Origin of the sequence: Citrobacter sp. Cb023, assembly GCF_030336805.1 — a bacterium.
GTDB classification, from domain to species: Bacteria; Pseudomonadota; Gammaproteobacteria; order Enterobacterales; family Enterobacteriaceae; genus Citrobacter; species Citrobacter braakii.
In genome coordinates this window covers 517114-541691 of record NZ_JAOWCV010000040.1, presented here as the reverse complement: position 1 = coordinate 541691, position 24578 = coordinate 517114, and the positions used below count along the sequence as shown (strand labels likewise).

General features: G+C 52.8%; 20 protein-coding genes. 6 read left to right on the top strand and 14 right to left on the bottom strand.

Going from position 1 to position 24578, the window contains the following annotated elements; translation table 11 throughout:
- Positions 1–40 precede the first annotated feature (40 nt).
- Positions 41–2788 carry a two-component sensor histidine kinase BarA gene (gene barA / locus OGW44_RS23410; protein ID WP_047357900.1) on the top strand — a complete coding sequence of 916 codons (2748 nt, stop codon included), beginning with the start codon at positions 41–43 and terminating at the stop codon, positions 2786–2788.
- 59 nt (positions 2789–2847) lie between these two features.
- Here the strand turns inward: barA and OGW44_RS23405 are convergent, their stop codons facing one another.
- The 8 genes from OGW44_RS23405 to syd all read right to left on the bottom strand — a co-directional run bounded on the left by OGW44_RS23405 (position 2848) and on the right by syd (position 11251).
- The gene (locus OGW44_RS23405) at positions 2848–3990 is read right to left on the bottom strand and encodes a glycerate kinase (RefSeq protein WP_016154238.1); all 1143 of its coding nucleotides are present in this window, start codon (positions 3988–3990) and stop codon (positions 2848–2850) included.
- An 81-nt stretch (positions 3991–4071) separates the two neighbouring features.
- The gene (gudD, locus tag OGW44_RS23400; RefSeq protein ID WP_016154239.1) at positions 4072–5412 is read right to left on the bottom strand and encodes a glucarate dehydratase; all 1341 of its coding nucleotides are present in this window, start codon (positions 5410–5412) and stop codon (positions 4072–4074) included.
- A 20-nt stretch (positions 5413–5432) separates the two neighbouring features.
- Positions 5433–6773: an enolase C-terminal domain-like protein gene (locus OGW44_RS23395; protein WP_181627440.1), complete on the bottom strand. Its 1341-nt coding sequence runs from the start codon at positions 6771–6773 to the stop codon at positions 5433–5435.
- Between the two features lie 2 nt (positions 6774–6775).
- Positions 6776–8128, bottom strand: a complete 1353-nt coding sequence (gene gudP / locus OGW44_RS23390) for a galactarate/glucarate/glycerate transporter GudP (RefSeq protein WP_016154241.1) — start codon at positions 8126–8128, stop codon at positions 6776–6778.
- A 365-nt stretch (positions 8129–8493) separates the two neighbouring features.
- Complete coding sequence (locus OGW44_RS23385) at positions 8494–8943, bottom strand: flavodoxin (RefSeq protein WP_047499385.1); 450 nt, start codon at positions 8941–8943, stop codon at positions 8494–8496.
- Between the two features lie 19 nt (positions 8944–8962).
- Positions 8963–9745 (bottom strand): tRNA pseudouridine(65) synthase TruC, encoded by a 783-nt coding sequence (gene truC / locus OGW44_RS23380; protein ID WP_019077582.1) that lies wholly within the window; start codon positions 9743–9745, stop codon positions 8963–8965.
- Complete coding sequence (locus tag OGW44_RS23375) at positions 9745–10074, bottom strand: YqcC family protein (protein WP_016154244.1); 330 nt, start codon at positions 10072–10074, stop codon at positions 9745–9747. The genes truC and OGW44_RS23375 overlap by 1 nt, the downstream gene beginning before the upstream one ends.
- 631 nt (positions 10075–10705) lie before the next feature.
- Positions 10706–11251 carry a SecY-interacting protein gene (syd, locus tag OGW44_RS23370; protein WP_016157357.1) on the bottom strand — a complete coding sequence of 182 codons (546 nt, stop codon included), beginning with the start codon at positions 11249–11251 and terminating at the stop codon, positions 10706–10708.
- 68 nt (positions 11252–11319) lie between these two features.
- On the opposite strand from syd, the gene queF reads away from it, so the two are divergent.
- From queF to xni, 5 genes are all read left to right on the top strand, one after another.
- Positions 11320–12168 (top strand): NADPH-dependent 7-cyano-7-deazaguanine reductase QueF, encoded by an 849-nt coding sequence (gene queF / locus OGW44_RS23365; RefSeq protein WP_185654462.1) that lies wholly within the window; start codon positions 11320–11322, stop codon positions 12166–12168.
- 113 nt (positions 12169–12281) lie between these two features.
- On the top strand, positions 12282–13646 hold the full coding sequence (ppnN, locus tag OGW44_RS23360) for a nucleotide 5'-monophosphate nucleosidase PpnN (protein WP_003840366.1): 1365 nt from the start codon (positions 12282–12284) through the stop codon (positions 13644–13646).
- 562 nt (positions 13647–14208) lie between these two features.
- A complete protein-coding gene (locus OGW44_RS23355) occupies positions 14209–15498 on the top strand; it encodes an HAAAP family serine/threonine permease (RefSeq protein ID WP_016154247.1) in 1290 nt (429 codons plus the stop codon).
- Between the two features lie 53 nt (positions 15499–15551).
- A complete protein-coding gene (locus OGW44_RS23350) occupies positions 15552–16919 on the top strand; it encodes an L-serine ammonia-lyase (RefSeq protein ID WP_185654461.1) in 1368 nt (455 codons plus the stop codon).
- Between the two features lie 137 nt (positions 16920–17056).
- On the top strand, positions 17057–17812 hold the full coding sequence (gene xni, locus OGW44_RS23345; RefSeq protein ID WP_016154249.1) for a flap endonuclease Xni: 756 nt from the start codon (positions 17057–17059) through the stop codon (positions 17810–17812).
- Between the two features lie 91 nt (positions 17813–17903).
- On the opposite strand, the gene fucO is transcribed toward xni, so the two are convergent.
- The 6 genes from fucO to OGW44_RS23315 all read right to left on the bottom strand — a co-directional run bounded on the left by fucO (position 17904) and on the right by OGW44_RS23315 (position 24575).
- Positions 17904–19052: a lactaldehyde reductase gene (gene fucO, locus OGW44_RS23340; RefSeq protein ID WP_046276144.1), complete on the bottom strand. Its 1149-nt coding sequence runs from the start codon at positions 19050–19052 to the stop codon at positions 17904–17906.
- Between the two features lie 27 nt (positions 19053–19079).
- Positions 19080–19727, bottom strand: coding sequence for an L-fuculose-phosphate aldolase (gene fucA, locus OGW44_RS23335; RefSeq protein WP_003034062.1), 648 nt, complete (start codon positions 19725–19727; stop codon positions 19080–19082).
- A gap of 141 nt (positions 19728–19868) precedes the next feature.
- Positions 19869–20867, bottom strand: coding sequence for a LacI family DNA-binding transcriptional regulator (locus OGW44_RS23330; protein WP_016154251.1), 999 nt, complete (start codon positions 20865–20867; stop codon positions 19869–19871).
- 66 nt (positions 20868–20933) lie between these two features.
- A complete protein-coding gene (locus OGW44_RS23325) occupies positions 20934–22514 on the bottom strand; it encodes an FGGY-family carbohydrate kinase (RefSeq protein ID WP_016157360.1) in 1581 nt (526 codons plus the stop codon).
- A gap of 53 nt (positions 22515–22567) precedes the next feature.
- Positions 22568–23518, bottom strand: coding sequence for an ABC transporter substrate-binding protein (locus OGW44_RS23320; protein ID WP_016157361.1), 951 nt, complete (start codon positions 23516–23518; stop codon positions 22568–22570).
- Positions 23519–23591: 73 nt separating this feature from the next.
- Positions 23592–24575 (bottom strand): ABC transporter permease, encoded by a 984-nt coding sequence (locus OGW44_RS23315; protein WP_003034055.1) that lies wholly within the window; start codon positions 24573–24575, stop codon positions 23592–23594.
- Positions 24576–24578: the final 3 nt, after the last annotated feature.

Genomic DNA, 24578 nt, shown 5'->3' with positions numbered 1-24578 from the left:
ATTTAACAGTGTGACCCTAATTGTCCCATAACGGAACTCCATGACCAACTACAGCCTGCGCGCACGCATGATGATTCTGATCCTGGCCCCGACCGTCCTGATTGGTTTGCTGCTCAGTATCTTTTTTGTTGTGCATCGCTATAACGACTTGCAGCGTCAACTGGAAGATGCTGGCGCCAGCATCATTGAGCCACTCGCGGTCTCCAGCGAATATGGCATGAATCTGCAAAACAGAGAATCCATCGGCCAACTTATCAGCGTGCTGCATCGTCGCCATTCCGATATCGTGCGGGCAATTTCTGTCTATGACGAGAATAACCGGCTGTTTGTCACATCCAATTTTCATCTCGATCCGTCTGAAATGCAGCTGGCAACCGGTTCACCATTTCCCCGTAAGCTGAGCGTCACCCGGCTCGGGGATATCATGATCCTGCGAACGCCAATTATATCGGAAAGCTATTCGCCGGATGAATCTGCCGTCAGCGACGCCAAAAATACGGAAAATATGCTGGGGTATGTGGCGCTTGAGCTGGACCTCAAGTCAGTAAGATTGCAGCAGTATAAAGAGATCTTTATCTCCAGCGTAATGATGTTGTTTTGTATCGGTATTGCGTTAATTTTTGGCTGGCGTCTGATGCGCGACGTGACTGGCCCGATTCGCAATATGGTAAATACCGTTGACCGAATACGTAGAGGACAGCTCGACAGCCGCGTCGAAGGTTTCATGTTGGGCGAGCTGGATATGCTCAAAAATGGCATCAACTCGATGGCGATGTCACTTGCGGCCTACCATGAAGAGATGCAGCACAACATCGACCAGGCCACCTCTGACCTGCGCGAAACGTTGGAGCAGATGGAAATCCAGAACGTCGAACTGGATCTGGCGAAGAAACGCGCCCAGGAAGCGGCGCGTATTAAGTCTGAGTTTCTGGCTAACATGTCGCATGAGCTGCGTACGCCGCTGAATGGCGTGATTGGCTTCACCCGCCTGACGCTTAAAACCGAGCTCAACACGACGCAGCGCGATCACCTGAATACGATTGAACGCTCGGCCAACAATCTGTTGGCCATCATCAATGATGTGCTCGACTTCTCCAAACTTGAGGCGGGCAAACTGATTCTGGAAAGCATCCCATTCCCGCTACGTAGCACGCTGGATGACGTCGTCACGCTGTTAGCGCACTCATCCCATGATAAAGGGCTTGAGCTGACGCTAAATATTAAGAATGACGTGCCGGACAACGTCATCGGGGACCCGCTGCGCTTACAGCAGGTAATCACTAATCTGGTTGGCAATGCCATCAAATTTACCGAAGGCGGCAATATCGACATTCTGGTCGAGAAACGCGCCCTCAGTAACACGAAAGTGCAAATTGAAGTGCAAATCCGCGATACCGGAATTGGCATCCCTGAGCGCGATCAGTCACGCCTGTTCCAGGCCTTCCGCCAGGCCGATGCCAGTATTTCCCGCCGCCACGGCGGGACCGGACTGGGCCTGGTCATTACGCAAAAGCTGGTCAATGAAATGGGCGGGGATATCTCCTTCCACAGCCAGCCGAACCGGGGCTCCACGTTCTGGTTCCATATCAGCCTCGATCTCAACCCTAACGTTCTCGTGGATCGCTCAACCACGCACTGTCTGGCCGGAAAGCGGCTGGCCTACGTTGAACCTAACGCCACAGCCGCGCAATGCACGTTAGATATCTTGAGTGAAACGCCGCTAGAGGTGATTTACAGCCCTTCATTCTCCGGGCTGCCGAAGGATCATTACGATATTCTGCTGCTTGGCATACCGGTCACTTTACGCGAACCGCTCACTATGCAGCATGAGCGGCTGGCAAGCGCAGCGGCGATGACCGACTTTTTGTTACTGGCTCTGCCTTGCCATGCGCAGATCAACGCTGAGAAATTAAAGCAGGGCGGCGCGGCGGCGTGCCTGTTGAAACCTCTTACCTCAACCCGCTTACTGCCAGCGTTGACAGAGTATTGTCAACTGAACCACAGCGCGGCTCCGCTACTGTTAGACGAGAGCAAAATTGCGATGACCGTCATGGCGGTGGACGACAACCCGGCGAACCTCAAGCTGATTGGCGCACTGCTGGAAGATAAAGTGCAGCACGTCGTGCTCTGCGACAGCGGACATCAGGCAGTGGATCGCGCCAAACAGATGCAGTTTGATCTCATCCTGATGGATATTCAGATGCCAGACATGGACGGTATTCGCGCCTGCGAACTGATCCACCAGCTTCCTCATCAACAACAGACGCCGGTCATTGCGGTCACCGCGCATGCCATGGCTGGGCAAAAAGAGAAGCTGCTCAGCGCCGGAATGAACGATTACCTGGCGAAGCCTATCGAAGAAGATAAGCTGCATAATCTGCTGTTACGCTACAAACCCGGCGCGAGCTCATCGCTGAGGGCGCTCGCTGTTGAACCGGTCGTCAATCCGAATACCACGCTCGACTGGCAACTGGCGTTAAGGCAAGCCGCCGGTAAAAACGATCTGGCGCGGGATATGCTGCAAATGCTGCTCGATTTTCTGCCCGAAGTGCGTAACAAAATTGAAGAACAGCTGGTAGGTGAAAACCCTGAAGGACTGGTGGATATGATCCATAAACTGCATGGCAGTTGCGGTTATAGCGGCGTTCCCCGCATGAAAAACCTGTGTCAGCTGATTGAGCAGCAATTACGTAGCGGGAGCAAAGAGGAAGAGCTGGAGCCTGAGTTTTTAGAGCTTCTGGATGAAATGGATAACGTTGCGCGCGAAGCGAAGAAGTTGTTAGGGTAAAGATCTGATTGCCGGATGACGACGCTCACGCGTCTTATCCGGCCTTCATGCCACATCATTCAACGTAATTGCTGACCCGCTTTCAGGGTCGCGGCCACGTTTCGCGCCGTCATTCGCACATTCTCACTCGCGTTCTTCAGCGCCTCATCCAGCGTGCAAACGGTATAAATAACGCTAAAAACCGCATCCAGCCCATGCTCGTGTACAACACCGACATCAGCCGTCAGGCTGCCGGCAATGCCAATAACCGGTTTGTTGTAACGCTTTGCCACCTTCGCCACGCCAACCGGAACCTTACCGTGAATGGTCTGGCTGTCGATACGTCCTTCACCCGTGACCACTAAATCCGCATCCGCAACGCAGTCGTCGAGGTGTAACGCATCCGTCACGACCTCAATACCGCAGCGTAACTGCGCACCGCAAAACGCATACAGTGCCGCCCCCATACCGCCAGCCGCGCCACCACCCGCCAGTTCCAGCACGTTGACGTCCAGATCGCGGGCAATGAGTTGCGCATAATGCGTGAGCGCCCGATCAAGACGAAGAATCATCTCCGGCGTCGCCCCCTTTTGCGGACCGAAGACCGCAGAGGCCCCCTCTTCACCGGTCAACGGATTAGTCACATCGCAGGCCACTTCAATACGGCACGCGGCAAGACGCGGGTCTAGCTGAGAAATATCAATCCGGGCGAGTGATTCAAGGCCAGTCCCGCCATGAGCAATATCGTTATTTTGCGCATCCAGTAATTTTGCTCCCAGCGCTTGCACCATCCCGGCACCGCCATCATTGGTGGCGCTGCCGCCAATGCCGATAATGATATGTTCAACGCCCGCGTCCAGCGCATGACGGATTAGCTCCCCGGTTCCCCAGGAGGTCGTTTTCAGCGGATCGCGTAAACCTGCGGGAACCTGCTCCAGTCCGCTGGCGGCCGCCATTTCGATAAACGCCGAACGCTCATCCCCGGATAAACCATAAAATGCCTGAATCGTTTTACCCAGAGGGCCGGTAACATCAACATGCACAAGGTGGCCTTGCGTTGCGGCAACCATCGCTTCGACCGTTCCCTCACCGCCATCCGCGACCGGGATCTTCACGTAATTCGCCTCAGGCCAGATCTCACGAAATCCCAGCTCAATAGCCGTTGCCACTTCAAGCGCACTCAAACTTTCCTTATAGGAATCCGGTGCGATTACTATTTTCATAAAGCATCCTTACGCATGTTGACTGTGTTAAGCATACACCAGGAGAAAAACCGCCCCTTTGTGGGAGCGGTCCCAGTTCGCTTAGCGTACCATGCACGGACGCTTATTATCAAACGTCCAGTTCGGGATCAGATACTGCATTCCCATGGCATCATCGCGCGCTCCCAGTCCATGTTGCTGATACAGCTCGTGAGCTTTCATAACCTGATCCATATCCAGCTCCACGCCCAGACCCGGCTTCGCCGGTACCTGCACCATGCCACCTTTGATTTCAAACGGCTCTTTAGTCAGGCGTTGATTGCCTTCCTGCCAGATCCAGTGGGTATCGATAGCGGTAATTTTGCCCGGCGCCGCCGCCGCAACATGAGTAAACATCGCCAGCGAAATATCAAAGTGGTTGTTAGAGTGCGAGCCCCAGGTCAGCCCAAACTCATGACACATCTGCGCAACGCGGACAGAACCCTGCATAGTCCAGAAGTGCGGATCCGCCAGCGGGATATCCACGGACTGCAACGACAGCGTATGTCCCATCTGACGCCAGTCGGTGGCGATCATGTTGGTGGCGGTCGGCAAACCGGTAGCACGACGGAATTCCGCCATGACTTCACGGCCTGAGAACCCCTGCTCGGCACCGCACGGATCTTCCGCATAAGCCAGCGATCCTTTCAGGTACTTACCAATTTTAATCGCTTCATTCAGCGACCACGCGCCATTGGGATCGAGCGTGACACGTGCCTGTGGAAAGCGTTTCGCCAGCGCCACAATAGATTCCGCTTCTTCTTCCCCGGCCAACACCCCGCCTTTCAGTTTGAAATCGTTGAAACCATATTTCTCATATGCCGCTTCCGCCAGGCGTACCACCGCATCCGGGGTCATCGCCTCTTCATGACGCAGGCGATACCAGTCGCATTTCTCATCCGGCTGGCTCTGATACGGCAGCGGCGTCGCGTTACGGTTACCGACGAAGAACAGGTAACCCAGCATTTCAACTTCGCTACGCTGCTGACCGTCGCCCAGCAGAGATGCGACGTTAACGCCCAGATGCTGACCCAGCAGATCCAACATGGCCGCTTCGATCCCGGTAACCACATGAATAGTGGTACGTAAATCGAAGGTCTGCAAACCACGGCCACCAGCATCACGATCGGCAAAGGTATTGCGGACCGCATTCAGTACGTTTTTGTATTCACCTAACGTTTTGCCCACCACCAGCGGAATGGCATCTTCCAGGGTCTGACGAATTTTTTCGCCGCCGGGAATCTCACCCACGCCGGTATGACCGGAGTTATCTTTGATAATCACAATATTACGCGTGAAGAACGGGGCATGTGCGCCGCTCAGATTCATCAGCATGCTGTCATGGCCCGCAACCGGGATCACCTGCATCGCGGTTACGACTGGGGTAGTAAATTGTGCGCTCATAATTAAGTCCTTATTCAAAATTAGTGGCGGCCGAAAACGGGACGTTTACGGTCAAAAGTCCATCCAGGGATCAGATACTGCATCGGGCCTGCGTCATTACGCGCGCCGCCGGGCAGCGCCTTATAGGCTTCATGCGCTTTCTGTACCTGATCCCAGTCCAGTTCCACGCCCAGGCCGGGCGCGTCGGGTACCGCAATTTTTCCGTGTGTAATCTCCAGCGGATTTTTGGTCAGGCGGCAATCGCCCTCCTGCCAGATCCAGTGGGTGTCGATCGCCGTTGGGTTGCCCGGCGCAGCGGCACCGACGTGGGTGAACATCGCCAGGGAAATATCAAAATGATTGTTAGAGTGGCAGCCCCAGGTCAGTCCCCAGTCATCGCATAACTGTGCCACGCGCACCGCGCCGGAAAGGGTCCAGAAGTGCGGATCGGCCAGTGGAATATCTACCGAGTTGAGCATCACCGCATGGCCCATCTCACGCCAGTTGGTGGCTATCATATTCGTTGCTACCGGCAGACCGGTTGCACGGCGAAACTCGGCCATCACTTCGCGGCCGGAAAAACCCTGTTCTGCGCCGCACGGATCTTCGGCGTAGGTCAGAACATCGTTCAGCCCTTTACACAAGGAGATAGCTTCATCCAGCAGCCAGGCACCGTTAGGATCGACCGTAATACGCGCATCCGGGAAGCATTGTTTCAACGCGCGAGCGGTGTCGATTTCCTGCTCGCCAGGCAGCACACCGCCTTTGAGTTTGAAATCTTTAAAGCCGTAGCGATCCTGCGAAGCCTGAGCCAGACGCACCACCGCCTCACTGTTCATCGCCTGCTGGTGACGCAGGTGATACCACTCATGGTTGCCCGGCGTGCTATCCAGATACGGCAGATCGGTTTTGCTGCGATCTCCCACGTAGAACAGATAGCCGAGCACGGTGACCGCATCGCGCTGCTTGCCTGGCCCTAACAGTTCGCAGACCGGCACGTTCAGCGCCTTGCCCAGCAGGTCGAGCAGTGCGGCTTCCAGCGCGGCCACCGCATTAACCCGCAGTTCAAAGGTCCAGGCACCTTTGCCAAAGGTGTCAAAATCAGCGGCCTGGTTGCCTTTATGCACCTGCTGAACCACCTTATTCAGGCGCGCGACTTCCTGGCCCAACACTTGTGGAATCGCGTCCACAAGCGTCTGATAAATCACTTCGCCGCCCGGTGCTTCACCGACGCCAGTATTTCCGGCGTTATCGGTGAGCACGACGATATTGCGGGTAAAGTATGCGTTATGCGCCCCGCCAATATTGAGCAGCATGCTGTCATGACCGGCCACCGGGATGACCTTCATATCGGTAATAATGGGACTCGATTGTGTTGTCATCATCATTGCCCTGCGACAGGTTTCAGTTCGATACGTTTAATATCACCCACCAGCACCAGATAGCTCACTACAGCAATCAGCGCATGCACCCCGACGTAAATCAACGCACCGTTAAACGAGCCAGTGGTACCTACGATGTAGCCGATAGCAATTGGCGTAACGATACCGGAGATGTTGCCAAACATATTGAACAGACCGCCGCTCAAACCGCTGATCTCTTTTGGCGCAGTATCGGCCATCACCGCCCATCCCAACGCACCGATACCTTTGCCGAAGAAGGCCAGCGCCATAAAGCCGATGATCATCCACTCCACGTTGACGTAGTTACAGAACACCATCACCATCGACAACAGCATACCCAGTACGATTGGCGTTTTACGGGCGATATTCAGCGAACCGGTACGGCGCATCAGCCAGTCGGAAATAATGCCGCCGAGCACGCCGCCTGCAAATCCGCAAATGGCCGGGACCGAGGCAACAAAACCGGCTTTCAAAATCGACATACCGCGTGCCTGTACCAGATAAACCGGGAACCAGGTGATAAAGAAGTAGGTCAGCGCGTTTATGCAGTATTGGCCGATATAAATACCGATCATCATCCGTGAGCCCAGCAGTTGCTTGATCTGCCCCCACTTCACGCTGAACGGCACTTTGGCTTTGGCTGCCGCCTGATCCATATTGATCAGCGCTCCGCCTTCGGCAATATAGTCCAGCTCTTTTTGGTTTACGCCCGGATGCTGGTTCGGTTCATGAATCACCTTCAGCCAGATAAAGCTGATAACAATCCCGAGACCGCCCATAAAGAAGAACACATGCGACCAGCCCACTTCGTGGGTCAACCAGCCCATGATTGGCGCGAAGATCACGGTGGCAAAGTACTGCGCCGAGTTAAAAATAGCGACCGCCGTGCCCCTTTCCTGCGCCGGGAACCACGCCGCCACAATACGACTGTTGCCAGGGAAGGATGGCGCTTCGGCTAACCCCACGAGGAAGCGCAGGGTAAACAGCGCAACGATAATGCCGAAGCCGCTGAAGATATCGACGAAGCCCTGCAGCAGGGTAAACATGGACCAGATAAAAATGGACCAGAAGTAAACACGTTTTGAACCGAAGCGGTCGAGCAGCCAGCCGCCGGGGATCTGACCGATAACATAGGCCCATGAAAAAGCGGAGAATACATACCCCATCCCTACCGCATCCAGACCAATATCTTTGGCCATCTCCGAGCCGGCGATGGATAAGGTGGCGCGATCGCCGTAGTTGAAGGATGTGACGATAAACAGCATCACCACTATCCAGTAGCGAGCGTTAGTGCGTTTTTCCGCGCTGCTCGCCGCCTGACTTAATGAACTCATTGTTGCACTCCTGAATCTTGGCTTTCGCCAGTTCATTCTGTACAGCACCTGTAGGGTGATCAGAATGAGAGGTTAGTGTGTGGCAGTTTTGGTACAGCTCAGGGCCGTTTTATTCTGACTCGCTGCCTTTTCGGGAACTGACGGGAAAAGTATATGAAGGAGTGCCTCTTACCCTCACCGTGCAAAAACACAACATTGCGGGAGGTGAATGAGGTTGTTTATGGCATAAGCCTAAGGGAATGGAAGATGCTTCACGAAATTGGCGTTTGGTGGGCGTTTTGTTGCCGGGTAGCAACGCCTTACCCGGCCTACGATCCAAAAGAGAGTAACAGGCCCGTGCAAGCAAAGTGCTGCCGGGCGCAAGGTTATTTAAGCAAGGTTCCCCAGTTTTCTACCCAGGGATTGGATTCGCTTTCCGGTTCAGGATGCTCGCTGGCGTCAATCAGCAGCATTTCCCCAACACGGTGGGCGCTTTGTTCCTGCAACAGTGCATCGAACTGCTTGCCGCCATTGCAGAAATTAACATAGCTACTGTCACCCAGCGCAATTACTCCGTAATGCAGATTTGGCTGGAAACCGAGATTATCTTTGATCCCCTGAAACAGCGGCACGATGCTATCCGGCAGATCGCCCTGCCCGGTCGTTGAGGTCACCACCAGCACATATTTTTCCTGATATGCCTGCCAGTCGCTGAGCTCGGGATCTTCGAACACCGTGGCTTTATGACCCTGCGCCGTCAAAATAGCTTCGGCCTCTTCGGCAACCAGCAACGCGTTTCCGTACATCGTGCCGACAAAAATTCCAATTTCCGCCATAACCGTAATCTCCTGGGACTTAAGAATCTATCTGCTCATCCTGACCTGACAGCCCGCTGAACTCAACCCTTTCATTCTCAGGGAGAAGTCCACGCCAGCCAAACTGTGATAGCGCCTGCATCCAGACATCATCCAGCCCGGCGCGAATAACCAGCGGTTCGCCGGTAAAAGGATGAGTCAGCGTAAGCTGGCTGGCATGAAGCATCAAACGCTGACAGCCAAAATGCTCAGCGGCGCTGCGGTTTTGCCGCAAATCACCGTGCTTACTGTCGCCGATAATCGGATGGCGTAAGTGCGCCAGATGGCGTCTGAGCTGGTGTTTTCGACCGGTTTTAGGATCCAGTTCCACCAATCCGTAACGGGTCGTCGGATAACGTCCGGTCGCTACCGGCATCTCAACCGTCGCCAAACCGCGATAATGGGTGACGGCAGGCTGCGGGCCTTTATCATCACGGGCAAATTTATCGGCGATCTTATCCAGTTCTTCGACCAGCGGGTAATCCAACACGGCATCATCCATCAGCCAGCCACGCACAATCGCATGATAGCGTTTCTGAATTTGATGATGTTCAAATTGCTGGGACAGCAACCGCCCGGCTTCGCTGGACAGTCCCATCAGCAGTACTCCGGAAGTCGGTCTGTCGAGTCGGTGGGCGGTAAAAACGTGCTGACCAATCTGGTCGCGTACCGTTTGCATCACCACCACTTTCTCATCCCGGTCGAGCCAACTGCGGTGAACCAACCAGCCCGAAGGTTTGTTAACTGCGACCAGCCATTCGTCCTGATACAGAATCTCCAGCATCAGGCGTTATCACTTGTAAACAGTGCATCCAATTCCTGCAATGCCGTCAGGAGAATTTCGCGTTGCGGGTGATCGGCTGCCAACGCCATTTCGTAATACGGTGCGACGGCAAAAGCCTGCGGAAGCGGCTGAGCGTTATCAATCAGCGTATGCATGCGGGGAATCAATACCCATTGCAGCCACTCAACCGGCTCCATGGTATCCATACAAAAAGGCTGCGTGCTGGTAAACAGATGCTCTGCAGGCTCATCCAACCGCCAGTGATTATGTTCACGCAGTAGCGCTTCAAGCGCGTGTAACTGCTGGCGCACACGGTCATGAGTCGTCATGAAATTAACCTCAATGATGAAAAATCTGGCGCGAAGAATAGCACTAGTGAAGGGAAATAAAAAAAGGGAGCACTGTAAAAACAGTGCTCCCGGTTCGTTTCGCAGCGTTCCAGCTACTTTTAGTGCTCCCTGCTCATCCGTGACAACTTTTCCTGTGGTCTTGCGACCTTGTTCATCCTGAACTTGTGCATCCTGCTCACATCACCCCGATGTGAAGACTTCATCCTGAAGTGTCCTGGCCATCCTGACCCGCCGAACATCCTGACCGGCTCTCATTCTCCATCCTGGAGGTGTCCCTTAACGCATCCAGCGCTTTCCGCTTCGCTTCATCCTGAAGCCTGTCCTTGTAACACCGTCCTGGTGTGTCCTGCCGAAGAGCCATCATCCTGATGTTCTCTTCGTTGTGCGACTCCTTGTCGACAGATATAGAATCGCCTGTTTCGCCTTGTCTTACAAGATGCTTACAGACACTCCCTTAAGATTATTTTCGTATGAAAGTTGACAATAAAACATTAACTTTATGAATAATAAGGAATAATTATTTTATCCGTTCATTAAGTCTTTACTTATTACCTGGCAATGTCCTACAGGGTTTGTAAGAGATCTCTCACAAGGTTCAGGGCAATCTGGATTACAGAACTGGCTTAAGCTGAGTGAGAAATTCCGCAAGTGAGTCCGCCAGCACCGTTCGTTTACGGGTTCCCAGCGTTTCTTTGCACACTTCACCGGAGAGATTGCACACCGAAATGACGTCAAGCTCATTGTCCTGGGTGGCAATAAAAAGCGTAGGCGACAGCTTGAGGCGCTTTTGCGTAACCAGGTGACCAATCAGGTTTTCCTGAACGCGCCTGAAGTCGTCTTCGCTCCAGGTTTGCAGCAGCGTTAGTTTTTCATCCGCAAACTGCGCGTGCATGTCCCCGGCAAACTGGGTGGTGTAAAAAGCGTGAACGGCTGGTTGTATCACGATATCAAAGGCGCGTTCAACCGCATTGAGGTTTTTTTCGCCGACAAAAGGCTGAGGTTGCCAGAATACCGCATCGTCTGTGGAAGAAATGATGCACGGAGAAGGTACGCCATACAGCTCTTCGCTGAGGGGCCAACTGTTGTTTTTTTCGTACCATGCGTCGCAATAACGTGTCGTAAAGGCTGTCAACGCCTGCGCTGTCAATTCGTCCACTGATTTCTCTCTTCACAAAAGCCAGGATACACTTGTCGCATAGTGTATCTGGTTTATGACGGTGAAACATGTCCTCTTATGAAAATCATCAGGCGCTTGACGGCCTGACTCTCGGTAAATCAACAGATTACCGTGACAATTACGATGCCAGCCTGCTGCAGGGCGTTCCACGCAGCCTGAACCGCGACCCGCTGGATTTACAGGCCGATAATCTGCCTTTTCACGGTGCCGATATCTGGACGCTATATGAACTGTCTTGGCTGAATGTCAACGGTTTACCGCAGGTAGCGGTCGGTCATGTAGAACTGGATTACACCAGCGTAAATCTGATCGAATCGAAAAGCTTTAAGCTTTACCTGAACAGTTTTAACCAGACGCGTTTTGATTCCTGGGATGCGGTACGCCAGACGCTGGAAAACGATCTGCGCGCTTGTGCTCAGGGTGATGTCAGCGTAGCGCTGTACCGTCTTGACGAACTGGAAGGACAACCGATAGCCCACTTTAACGGCACCTGTATCGACAATCAGGATATCGTCATCGATAACTACCAGTTCAGCACAGAGTATCTGGAAAATGCCGTTGGCGGTGAAAAAGCGGTGGAAGAGACGCTGGTCAGCCATCTGCTGAAGTCTAACTGCTTGATCACCCACCAGCCGGACTGGGGCTCCATACAGATTCAGTATCGCGGACGGAAAATCGATCGCGAGAAGCTGCTGCGTTATCTGGTCTCCTTCCGTCACCATAATGAGTTTCACGAGCAGTGCGTGGAACGCATTTTCAATGACATTCTGCGCTTCTGCCAACCGGAGAAACTGAGCGTTTACGCGCGCTACACGCGACGTGGCGGCCTGGACATTAACCCATGGCGCACCAACACCGATTTCACCCCAGCAACGGGGCGCTTGGTACGTCAGTAATCTTTTTTCTCAATTTTGCGTGCCGGATTCCGCGCGCAAGGTTGTGAAAGGTCATAAGCCAGGGCTATTGTAATCAACAGGGAATGACGTGTTGCGTCCCATAAGGAGTTTACTTGATTACACATATTAGCCCGCTTGGCTCAATGGACATGTTGTCGCAGCTGGAAGTCGATATGCTTAAACGCACGGCCAGCAGCGACCTGTATCAACTGTTTCGTAACTGTTCGCTTGCCGTTCTGAACTCCGGCAGTTTGACCGACAACAGCAAAGAGCTGCTGTCACGCTTTGAAAGTTTCGACATTAACGTGCTGCGCCGCGAACGGGGCGTGAAGCTGGAACTGATCAACCCGCCTGAAGATGCGTTTGTTGATGGACGCATTATTCGCGCACTGCAGGCCAACCTGTTTGCCGTGCTGCGCGACATTCTGTTCGTCAATGGCCAGATCCATAACGCCGGTCGCTTTCAGCATCTGGATCTTGAAAGCTCGGTGCATATTACCAACCTGGTATTCTCGATCCTGCGCAATGCCCGGGCGCTACACGTGGGTGAAGCGCCAAACATGGTCGTCTGCTGGGGGGGTCACTCAATCAACGAAAACGAGTACCTGTACGCCCGTCGCGTTGGTACCCAGTTGGGCCTGCGCGAACTGAACATCTGTACCGGCTGTGGTCCGGGGGCGATGGAAGCGCCAATGAAAGGCGCTGCGGTCGGTCACGCTCAGCAACGATACAAAGACAGCCGCTTTATCGGAATGACCGAACCGTCAATCATTGCCGCTGAGCCGCCTAACCCGCTGGTTAACGAACTGATCATCATGCCGGACATTGAAAAACGTCTGGAAGCGTTCGTGCGTATCGCCCACGGTATAATCATCTTCCCAGGCGGCGTAGGGACAGCAGAAGAACTGCTGTATCTGCTGGGGATCCTGATGAACCCGGCCAACAAAGATCAGGTTTTACCGCTGATCCTGACTGGACCAAAAGAGAGCGCCGATTACTTCCGCGTGCTGGACGAATTTATCGTGCACACGCTGGGGGAAGATGCGCGTCGCCACTATCGCATTATCATAGACGATGCAGCAGAAGTGGCTCGTCTGATGAAAAAAGCGATGCCGCTGGTGAAAGAGAACCGCCGTGACACCGGTGATGCCTACAGCTTTAACTGGTCGATTCGTATCGCGCCTGATTTGCAGATGCCGTTCGAGCCGTCCCATGAAAACATGGCTAACCTGAAGCTGTACCCGGATCAACCTGTGGAAGTACTGGCGGCAGACCTGCGCCGTGCGTTCTCGGGGATTGTAGCCGGTAACGTGAAGGAAGTCGGGATCCGCGCCATCGAAGAGTTTGGCCCGTACAAAATCCACGGTGACCGCGAAATGATGCGCCGCATGGACGATCTCCTGCAGGGCTTTGTTGCACAGCATCGTATGAAGTTACCTGGCTCCGCGTATATCCCTTGCTACGAGATTTGCGCCTAACCTCCAACAGCCGCCAGCAGACGCTATCGCGGTGACAGTTTTGTCCATATCAAAGCCGGGTTTGGCGCATCAGCCTCCCGGCTTTTTTTAGTGATACCAGTCACATAGCTCAGACGATCATATAAATACCGATGATGTTTCATTAAAAATAACGCGCTGCGCAAACGATTACCTTTAAAACCCAACCGTGATTTATCTTAGGAAATTATTATTAGTCGCCAAAATCCTCTAAAAACAACAGTTTTTACAGCGTAACGCTCGTATCTTCGCGCCTTCGCTTTCATGATATATGTCGTTAATGTTAGCCTTCGCGCCCGTAAATTCGCTTTGACTATTTTTTAACAGATTAATGGTCCAAATTTATCCACATAAAAGGTGGATTATTGCATTTGGGATCGCGATCACTGATACATTCATTACTAAAATGTATCTTTCCGCCCGCAAATTATTACGGCGAAAAATTATATAAAAAATCGCTCAACGAATTTCGATTTACAGTCGGGTATTTTCTCATTGGATTGACCCCAAACCCGACTTTTTAAGCTTCCTCCAGGAGAAATAGATGGAAAACACTCAAACCAGCACTATCGTTACGGGCCAGACCCGCAGCGCATGGCGCAAGACAGACACCATGTGGATGCTGGGCCTTTACGGCACGGCGATTGGCGCGGGTGTATTGTTCCTGCCGATTAACGCAGGCGTAGGCGGTATGATTCCGCTGATCATCATGGCGATCCTCGCTTTCCCAATGACCTTCTTTGCACACCGCGGCCTGACTCGCTTCGTGCTGTCCGGTAAAAATCCGGGTGAAGACATTACTGAAGTTGTAGAAGAACACTTTGGTGTAGGCGCAGGAAAACTGATTACCCTGCTCTACTTCTTCGCTATCTACCCAATTCTGTTGGTCTACAGCGTAGCAATCACCAACACCGTCGAAAGCTTCCTGACCCACCAGTTGGCAATTACGCCGCCGCCGCGCGCAATCCTGTCTCTGATCCTGATTGTCGGCATGATGACCATCGTGCGTTTCGGTGAGCAGATGATCGTGAAGGCGATGAGCATCCTGGTATTCCCGTTTGTTGCCGCCCTGATGCTGCTGGCGCTGTACCTGATCCCTCAGTGGAGCGGTGCAGTTCTGGAAACCCTGTCCTTTGACTCTGCAGCAACCACCGGCAACGGACTGCTGTTGACCCTGTGGCTGGCAATTCCGGTAATGGTGTTCTCCTTCAACCACTCACCAATCATCTCCTCCTTCGCCGTGGCGAAGCGTGAAGAATACGGTGATGAAGCTGAGAAGAAATGCTCTAAGATTCTGGCATTCGCTCACATCATGATGGTGCTGACCGTTATGTTCTTCGTCTTCAGCTGCGTATTTAGCCTGACCCCAGCGGATCTGGCTGCAGCGAAAGAGCAGAACATCTCTATCCTGTCTTACCTGGCAAACCACTTTAACGCGCCGATCATTGCCTGGATGGCACCGATCATCGCGATTATCGCTATCACCAAATCCTTCCTCGGCCACTACCTGGGCGCACGTGAAGGTTTCAACGGTATGGTGATTAAGTCTCTGCGCGGCAAAGGCAAAACCATCGAAATCAACAAACTGAACAAAATCACTGCGCTGTTCATGCTGGTAACCACCTGGATTGTGGCGACGCTGAACCCAAGTATCCTCGGTATGATTGAAACCCTGGGTGGCCCAATCATCGCGATGATTCTGTTCCTGATGCCGATGTATGCAATTCAGAAAGTACCGGCAATGCGTAAATACAGCGGCCATATCAGCAACGTCTTCGTTGTGATTATGGGCCTGATCGCTATCTCCGCTATTTTCTACTCTCTGTTCAGTTAATTCCCCTGCGCCGCTCCTCGGGGCGGCGCACCTCGATACACAATGGACGCCTCATGATTAGCGTATTCGATATTTTCAAAATCGGCATTGGCCCTTCCAGCTCCCACACTGTTGGCCCGATGAAAGCAGGCAAACAATTCACGGATGACCTGATTGCACGCGGAATTCTCACTGACGTAACCCGCGTAGTGGTTGATGTCTATGGCTCTTTGTCTCTGACGGGGAAAGGTCACCATACCGACATCGCTATTATTATGGGCCTGGCGGGTAATCTGCCGGATACCGTAGACATTGATGCCATCCCGGCCTTTATCCAGGATGTGAATACTCATGGACGTTTGCTGCTGGCGGACGGTCAACATGAGGTCGAGTTCCCGGTCGACAAGTGCATGAATTTCCATGCGGACAATCTGTCCCTGCACGAAAACGGGATGCGTATTACCGCACTGGCGGGCGAAAAAGCCATTTACAGCCAGACTTACTATTCCATTGGCGGTGGGTTCATCGTTGATGAAGAACATTTTGGTTTACCGAACAACTCTCCGGTAAACGTGCCGTATCCGTATAAATCTGCGGCTGATTTGCAACGTCATTGCCAGGAAACCGGCCTGTCACTTTCCGGTCTGATGATGCAAAACGAACTGGCGCTGCACAGCAAAGAAGAGCTGGAACAACACTTCGCCAACGTCTGGGACGTCATGCGCAGCGGGATTGAGCGCGGCATCACCACCGAAGGTGTATTGCCGGGCAAACTGCGCGTTCCACGTCGCGCGGCGGCGCTGCGTCGTATGCTGGTCAGCAGCGACAAAACCACCACTGATCCGATGGCGGTTGTTGACTGGATCAACATGTTCGCGCTGGCCGTGAACGAAGAAAACGCTGCCGGTGGACGCGTGGTTACGGCGCCAACTAATGGCGCATGCGGGATTGTTCCTGCCGTGCTGGCGTACTACGACAAGTTTATCCGCGAAGTGAATGCTAACTCGCTGGCACGCTACATGCTGGTCGCGAGCGCCATTGGTTCACTGTACAAGATGAACGCCTCTATCTCTGGCGCCGAAGTGGGCTGTCAGGGTGAAGTCGGCGTTGCCTGCTCCATGGCTGCGGCCGGTCTGGCTGAACTGCTGGGCGGTAGCCCAATGCAGGTGTGCATCGCGGCGGAAATCGGTATGGAACATAACCTGGGTCTGACCTGCGATCCGGTTGCCGGTCAGGTGCAGGTACCGTGCATTGAGCGTAACGCCATTGCTTCGGTTAAAGCAGTGAACGCCGCACGTATGGCGCTGCGCCGTATCAGCGAACCGCGCGTGTGCCTTGATAAAGTCATCGAGACCATGTACGAAACCGGTAAAGACATGAACGCCAAATACCGTGAAACATCTCGCGGCGGTCTGGCGATGAAGATTGTCACCTGCGATTAAGTCCCACCACGTTTCAGAGTCTGTAGGCCGGATAAGGCGCTCGCCGCCATCCGGTCTACGGATAACGCTATTTCGCAACACTCGCCTCCCCTCGCCGTGAATGTTACCCTACAAACTTATTTGTTAGGGAGAACACCGTGGCCGTCCACCTGCTCATTGTCGATGCACTGAACCTTATCCGCCGCATTCACGCCGTACAGGGCTCACCCTGCGTAGAGACGTGCCAGCACGCGCTCGATCAGTTGATTGTGCACAGTCAGCCTACGCACGCCGTGGCGGTATTCGATGATGAAGCGCGCAACAGCGGCTGGCGTCACCAACGGTTGCCTGACTACAAAGCAGGTCGCCCCCCGATGCCTGATGAATTGCACCAGGAAATGCCCGCCTTACGCGCCGCTTTTGAACAGCGCGGCGTCTGCTGTTGGGTCTCCAGCGGGAATGAAGCCGATGATTTAGCCGCAACCCTGGCGGTTAAAGTGAGCCAGGCGGGACATCAGGCTACCATCGTCTCAACCGATAAAGGCTATTGTCAGTTGCTCTCCCCGACGCTGCGTATTCGTGACTACTTCCAAAAACGCTGGCTGGATGCACCGTTTATTGAGAAAGAGTTTGGCGTGCTGCCGCAGCAGTTGCCTGATTACTGGGGACTGGCCGGGATCAGCAGTTCGAAAGTACCGGGGGTTGCAGGTATTGGTCCCAAAAGCGCCACGCAGCTGCTCGTACAGTTTCAACATCTAGAAGGCATTTACGCGCATCTTGATGAAGTACCGGACAAGTGGCGCAAAAAACTAGAGATGCACCAGGAGATGGCGTTTCTGTGTCGCGATATCGCACGGCTGCAAACGGACTTACATATCGACGGAAACCTGCAGCAATTACGGTTGGTGCGATAGGTCTGTTGCCAAATGGCGCTGTGCTTATCTGGCCTACACGTCGAACACCCCGGTAGGCCGGATAAGGCTTTCACGCCGTCACGCTGAAAAATTACCAGGCGGTGTGGTACAGCTCAACGATATCCCCAAGATTCGCTTCACGGGGATTTCCCCCGGTACAAACATCGTCAAATGCCGCCTGTGCCAGCGCAGGAATATCCTCTTTACGTACGCCAACATCGCGTAAATGCAGTGGGATCCCTACATCGCGGTTAAGGGCGAAGACGGCATCTACTGCCGCTTTACGTGCCTCTGCCAGCGTCAGTTCTTCAACCTTAACTCCCATCACCCGGGCGATATCGCGAAATTTTTCCCCGGTGAATTCGGCGTTATAGCGCATCACGTGCGGCAGCAAAATGGCATTTGCTACGCCGTGCGGCGTGTTATAAAACGCGCCTAACGGGTGTGCCATTCCATGCACTAATCCCAGACCAACGTTGGAAAAGCCCATCCCGGCCACGTACTGGCCCAGCGCCATCGCTTCCCCGGCCTGGGTATCGCCCGCAACGGAACCACGTAATGCCCCAGCTATCATTTCAATGGCTTTAATGTGCAGCGCATCGGTAAGCGCCCACGCCGCCCGCGTAATGTACCCCTCAATAGCATGGGTCAGGGCATCCACTCCGGTGGCGGCTTTTAGCGCCGCTGGCATGCCGTCCATCATGTCTGCATCGATGAACGCTACCTGTGGGATGTCATGGGGGTCGACACAAACAAACTTACGCCGATTTTCTTCGTCAGTGATCACGTAGTTAATGGTCACTTCCGCTGCCGTTCCCGCGGTGGTGGGGATAGCCATAACCGGCACGCTCGGGTTGCGCGTTGGCGATAACCCTTCAAGGCTGCGTACATCCGCAAACTCAGGGTTATTATTGATAATGCCAATCGCTTTACAGGTATCCTGAGGGGAGCCTCCGCCGATGGCGATCAGATAGTCTGCGCCGCTTTGCTGAAAGACACCCAACCCTTCCTGCACCACCGCAATGGTTGGGTTAGGAATAACGCCTGAATAGATTTCCCATGCCAGACCAGCAGCATCCATTCGGGAAGTCACCTTATCGACAACGCCGCACTGCACCAGATTTTTATCAGTCACAATCAACGCTTTGCGATAACCACGACGGATGACTTCATCGGTTAATGCACCAACAGCTCCCCGGCCAAACCATGCCGTTTCGTTCAGAATCATTCTGTTCGCCATCGTATTTCTCCTTTTCGCTATGCGAAATTACTCTTCAATGCGTAATCCGTAAGATTTGAATTTCTCCAGCACAATGGCGATCTCCTCGTCATCCAGCACCGGCACCGGGTCAACAATCGCCAGCGTGCTCAGATAAAGGCGGGCCAGAACTTCCACTTCATGCGCCAACCACAGTGCTTTTTCCAAATTCGCTTCACAAGCAATCAACCCATGGTGCTGTAAAAGCGTTGCCTTACGGTTTTTCAGGGCGACGCTCACATGCTCTGACAGCTCTCGTGTACCAAACGTCGCATAAGGCGCACACGGAATAGAGTTCCCCCCAGCCGCCGCAATCATGTAGTGAATTGCCGGGATAGGGCGATTAAGAATAGAAACGGCCGTGCAATGTACGGCATGGTTATGGACAACCGCATTGGCATCGGGACGCGTCTGGTATGCCGCCAGGTGAAAACGCCATTCACTGGAGGGTAATTGTCCTTTATCATATTTCCCGTCGTTATCTACATACACGATCATATTTTCAGTAAGTCTTTCGTAAGGAATACCGCTGGGCGTGATCAGCATCCCATTTTCATAACGCGCACTCACATTTCCCGCCGTCCCCTGATTCAATCCAAGGCTGGTCATTTCAAGGCAGGTTTCAATGATTTCTCGCGACAAACGCATTCTTTCCATAATGATTCTCCGGGTACAGTTTCCCCTCGTCTTTATTGCGAAAAATGCAGCCGCAGAGTAAGACGGGTCAGGTTTCAGATACAGGCAGCCACTGAACGTATATATTCAGGTTCAGTAGGCCGATTTATTTATAGCGGCGTATTAAGGTTGTCTTACGCGCTTAATAAGTTTCATCTCAACTTTTACAGTTTCTTTAATTGGCTGGTCATCAATAGCACTCATCATCATATCGAACGCTTTTTCCGCCCAAACATTTTCATCCTGCTGCATTGACCAGACATTATTGGCGAGGAATCCCAGCATTGGGTGTTCATCGAATGTCCCAATGTTAATTTCAGGTGGAATTGTGCCAAAACGATTACGAATAGCATTAATGGCCCCCTCCAGTACGGGTAATGATGAGGCGATAAATGCCTGTGGACAGCCCTGTTCGCCGATCAACTCATCCATCAGTCGATAACCACCCTCGGGCGTGTTGTCCGGCCCTTCGCGCACCCAATCGCTATGCAAAATACCATTATTGTTCAATGCATTAAGATAACCTTGCAAACGGTCGCCGATGCTGGGTAATCCGGTATCTCCCACCAAAAACCAGATCGGCGACTTTCCAGCGTCAAACAAACTTTGCGTCAATTTTTCGCCGCCCAAAATGTTATGGCTTTCTACCAGAGCGTTATCGGTATACTTAAAATCACGGTCAAGTAACACCATCGGTTTTCTGACCTGACGTAAATGGTGCTGCTGATTCTCTAATGTTGAGGGAACAATAAAAAGGCCATCGACATTGCGAGCTATTAACGCTTTAGTCAGTTTATTTTCGTAATCAACATCGTCATAGGTACAGCTAATCGTTAGCTGATAACCGGAACGACGACAGCGTTGCTCAAGTTTTTCTGCGAGTGTGGCAAAAAACACGTTGGAAATATTGGGCACAATCAATCCCAACGTATCCGTTTTATTCAATTTCAGGCTGCGTGCTGAATGGTTAATGACGTAACCATAGCGCTCGACATATTCATTAATACGCGTTTGGGTTTTGACACTGATTCGATATTGCTCTGCTTTCCCGTTCAGCACCAGTCGTACGGTCGTAACCGATAAATTCAGATCGCTGGCTATCTGTTCTACTGTTTTAGCCATTTATATGCCCCAGTTCACATCCAAAAACGTCAATCTACAATCATAAAAGTATTTTAAACTTTTGTCTTACTGCATAAGTTGGTTAATCGCCTGCTGCTGATCCCACATCATCAGATAAGCCTGATATTTGCGGTCATAGAAGTTCCGCCGTGCCGGGTTAGCCTTAATCACCTCGCCAGATCGAACCATCGCCTGGCATGCAGATGGAATATTTTCCCACGCGCCGCAGGCAACCGCGCCGGTGATGGCCGCACCTAACGTCACTGCATCCTCTTCCTGCATCAGATGAATATCGCATCCGGTGGCATCGGCATATTCTCGCAACCACAGTGGGTTATGCGTTGCGCCGCCGCACAGCGTCAGTCGGGAAATGGTGTGACCGTTTTCGCGCATCACTTCCATAATATGCCGCGTACCGCAGGCGATCGCCTGTAATGTCGCCAGGTACAGACGAGCAACCTGCATCTCGCCTCGCTCAAGAGTCAAACCGCAAACACTCCCCCGGGCATCGGGTCGCGCGCGCGGTGAACGATTGCCGTGATGATCGGCCAGCACATGCAAATAACGACCAGGCTCTGACTCCTGCGCCTCAAGTGCGGCAACCCATTCATTAACTAAAACGATGGGATGGCAACCCCGCGCCTCAGCCTTGTGAAATAGCGCCGCGCTGGCTCCTGACTCCTGAAGCGTCCAGTCGACTAACGCCCCAGCGGCACTTTGCCCCCCTTCTGTCAGCCAGTAGCCTGGCAGCATGGCTGACCAGTACGGCCCCCATACACCAGGTGTATGAATTTCCTGCTCGCTGCACAGCATATGGCAATTTGACGTTCCGCTGATCAACGCCAACGTCCCCTCAGGCTCAACACCGGCAAGCGCTACTCCGCCCGCATGGGCATCAATCATTCCGCTGGCGACGACCACTGCAGTCGTCAGCCCCAGCGCCTGGGCCGCATCGGTGCTAAGCGTTCCAACGGCGGCGCCTGGCGGCAGGATCCGCGACGGGATTTTGCCCAACAAATCCGTTAGCTCAACAGCGTCAAGCAAAGAGTGGCTAAAGCGTTGTTCATGTGCCAGATAGTTCCATTTACAGGTCAGCGTGCACAGACCAGCAACATCACAGGCGGTAGCTTTAGAGACCAGAAAGTCCGCCAGATCGTAGAAGCGATACGCACTCTGCCAGGTGGCTGGAAAATGGTTTTTCAACCACAGTACTTTAGGAAGCTCCATTTCGACGCTGACTTCACCGCCAACGTAGCGCAGAGCCGGATCCTGCGTGGCGTTTATACGTTGCGTCTCCTGCGCCGCACGATGATCCATCCACATGATGATGTTATGGTCTGATGGTTCGCCTGGTGAAACTGCCAGACCCCGCCCCTGCTCATCCAGTGCCACCAATGAACAGGTGGCATCAAATCCCAATGCGCGAATCTCCTCAATGCGAACCCCGGATGACGACACCGCCTCCTTCACTGCATGGCAAACCTGCTGCCAGATTTCTGCAGATGACTGCTCAACCCGCTCAGGACCGGGTCGAAACTGCGAGATGGCGTGTGTCGCAAAAGCCAGCCGTTTGCCACTGGCATCAAAGACACCAGCCCTGACGCTGGCGGAACCGACATCCACACCGAGGAAATATCCACTGCCCATAGTAACTCCCTGACGCTGGCGAATGATGGGGCGAGCACTTCGCCCCAACGGTGTTATTTTTTACCGAATGGGTGTAACAGCTTGTCAATTTCCGGGGTGTCAATGTTCTTCGCATTAACGAATTTAACCGGAATATCAATTTCTTTCGGTACAGACTGACCCGATACCGCTGCATTTAGTGTCTTGATACCCTGGTAGCCAATCTGATAAGCGTCCTGCACGACAAAGCCCTGAATGACCCCAGACTTCAGGAAAGCAATGATTGCCTCGGTGCTATCAAAACCAATCACTTTCACTTTACCTTTCAGGTTTTGACTATCAATGGCGTTTGCTACGCCCAGCGTTGAGCCTTCATTGGTGCCATAAATCCCTGCAATATCAGGGTTGGCCTGGATCATATCGATGGTTTTATCCATCGCTTTTTGCGGATCGCCATCGCTGTACTGGACCGGTAGCACCTGGATTTCCGGGTATTTCTCTTTCATGCGGGCAATAAACCCTTCCGAACGCTCAATCGCTGAGGAGGTCCCCGCTACGTGCGCAATAATGCCCACTTTACCTTTGCTGCCCACTTCCGCTGCCAGTGCATCCGCCGCTTCAGCACCGGCTTTACGGTTATTCGTGGCGACAAAGCTCACTGGGATATCGGAATTCACACCGGAGTCAAACGTCACAACTTTAATGCCGCGTGAATTTGCGGTCTCAACTAATGGCGCCAGCGCATTGGCATCTAACGCTGCCAGCAATAGCCCATTGGGTTTTTGCGCCATCGCGTTTTCAACTAGCTGAATCTGCTCGGCAATCTGAGTTTCATCCGCCGGGCCGACATAGCTGGTTTTATCACCCGACTCTTTTGCTGCCGCTTCCGTCCCCATTTTTACGGTTTGCCAGAATTCATGCTGGAAACCTTTACTGACCACCGGAAGGTTCATATCTTTAGCCAATACGCTGGATGTCATACAGGCCAGCAGGGATAACGCATAGACAAAATTCCTGGTTCTCATTGTTTTACTCCGTTCTGAGTGAGTCACCCTAAACGTCAGGGTTATGATGCCCCGTGACTTCCGGGAGCGTAAATCAACGAATTTTTTTGCGTAATGTATCGAGATAAACCGCAGCAATGACCACCACGCCCATGGCCACCATTTGCCAGAACTGGGAAACCCCCATCAGGTTCAGACCATTTTTCAACACGCTCATAATGAATGCGCCGATGATAGTCCCGCCGATGGTGCCAATTCCTCCCATCAGGCTCGTACCGCCAATAACAACCGCCGCGATGGCTTCCAGTTCATAACCCACGCCAACCGTTGGCTGACCAGAGTTCAGACGTGAGGCCAGAATAACCCCGGCGATCCCGGTCAGCAGACCGCAAAAGGCGTAGACGAAAATTTTGACGCGTTGAACTTTAATTCCGGAAAGGTGTGCGGCCACCTCATTGCTACCCACAGCGTAAACATAGCGACCAATCACCGTTTTCTTCAGGATGTAGGCGGCGATTAGCGCCACCACCACCAGGTAAAAAACGGGATAAGGCAACACATCGAACAAACGTCCCTGGGCCAGCATTTTGAAGGTGGGGTAATCAGCGAAATAAATCGCACGACCATCTGTCATCACCATATTGATGCCTCTGACGGACATCATCAGGCCCAGCGTGGCGATAAAAGGTGGGATAGTCATTTTGGTGACCAGCAGACCATTGATATAGCCGCATAATCCACCGGCCAGCACCCCGGCCAGAATACATACGGGCAGAGGCAATCCCAGCGTGGCGCTGATGCCTACCGCAACACCCGAAAAGGCCACCACCGAGCCAAGAGAAAGGTCGATTCCTGACGTGATAATGACGAAGGTAACGCCAATCGCCATAATGCCAATCACTGAAGTTTGCAGAGCGATTGTCATGATGTTTTCAGTGTTAAAGAAAAATGGCGAACCAAAGCTAAAAAATATTACTAAAATAATCAGACTCAAAAGCGGCGCAAGGCGCATTAAAAGTTCTTTGTTAATTTTTATTTTCTTATTATTGCTGTCTGAAGAGGTTACAGAGATAGTCATAAA

Coding starts and splice junctions, on each gene's coding strand:
- barA (WP_047357900.1), top strand. CDS start 41: ATGACCAACTACAGCCTGCGCGCACGCATGATGATTCTGATCCTGGCC.
- OGW44_RS23405 (WP_016154238.1), bottom strand. CDS start 3,990: ATGAAAATAGTAATCGCACCGGATTCCTATAAGGAAAGTTTGAGTGCG.
- gudD (WP_016154239.1), bottom strand. CDS start 5,412: ATGAGCGCACAATTTACTACCCCAGTCGTAACCGCGATGCAGGTGATC.
- OGW44_RS23395 (WP_181627440.1), bottom strand. CDS start 6,773: ATGACAACACAATCGAGTCCCATTATTACCGATATGAAGGTCATCCCG.
- gudP (WP_016154241.1), bottom strand. CDS start 8,128: ATGAGTTCATTAAGTCAGGCGGCGAGCAGCGCGGAAAAACGCACTAAC.
- OGW44_RS23385 (WP_047499385.1), bottom strand. CDS start 8,943: ATGGCGGAAATTGGAATTTTTGTCGGCACGATGTACGGAAACGCGTTG.
- truC (WP_019077582.1), bottom strand. CDS start 9,745: ATGCTGGAGATTCTGTATCAGGACGAATGGCTGGTCGCAGTTAACAAA.
- OGW44_RS23375 (WP_016154244.1), bottom strand. CDS start 10,074: ATGACGACTCATGACCGTGTGCGCCAGCAGTTACACGCGCTTGAAGCG.
- queF (WP_185654462.1), top strand. CDS start 11,320: ATGTCCTCTTATGAAAATCATCAGGCGCTTGACGGCCTGACTCTCGGT.
- OGW44_RS23355 (WP_016154247.1), top strand. CDS start 14,209: ATGGAAAACACTCAAACCAGCACTATCGTTACGGGCCAGACCCGCAGC.
- OGW44_RS23350 (WP_185654461.1), top strand. CDS start 15,552: ATGATTAGCGTATTCGATATTTTCAAAATCGGCATTGGCCCTTCCAGC.
- fucO (WP_046276144.1), bottom strand. CDS start 19,052: ATGGCGAACAGAATGATTCTGAACGAAACGGCATGGTTTGGCCGGGGA.
- fucA (WP_003034062.1), bottom strand. CDS start 19,727: ATGGAAAGAATGCGTTTGTCGCGAGAAATCATTGAAACCTGCCTTGAA.
- OGW44_RS23330 (WP_016154251.1), bottom strand. CDS start 20,867: ATGGCTAAAACAGTAGAACAGATAGCCAGCGATCTGAATTTATCGGTT.
- OGW44_RS23325 (WP_016157360.1), bottom strand. CDS start 22,514: ATGGGCAGTGGATATTTCCTCGGTGTGGATGTCGGTTCCGCCAGCGTC.
- OGW44_RS23320 (WP_016157361.1), bottom strand. CDS start 23,518: ATGAGAACCAGGAATTTTGTCTATGCGTTATCCCTGCTGGCCTGTATG.
- OGW44_RS23315 (WP_003034055.1), bottom strand. CDS start 24,575: ATGACTATCTCTGTAACCTCTTCAGACAGCAATAATAAGAAAATAAAA.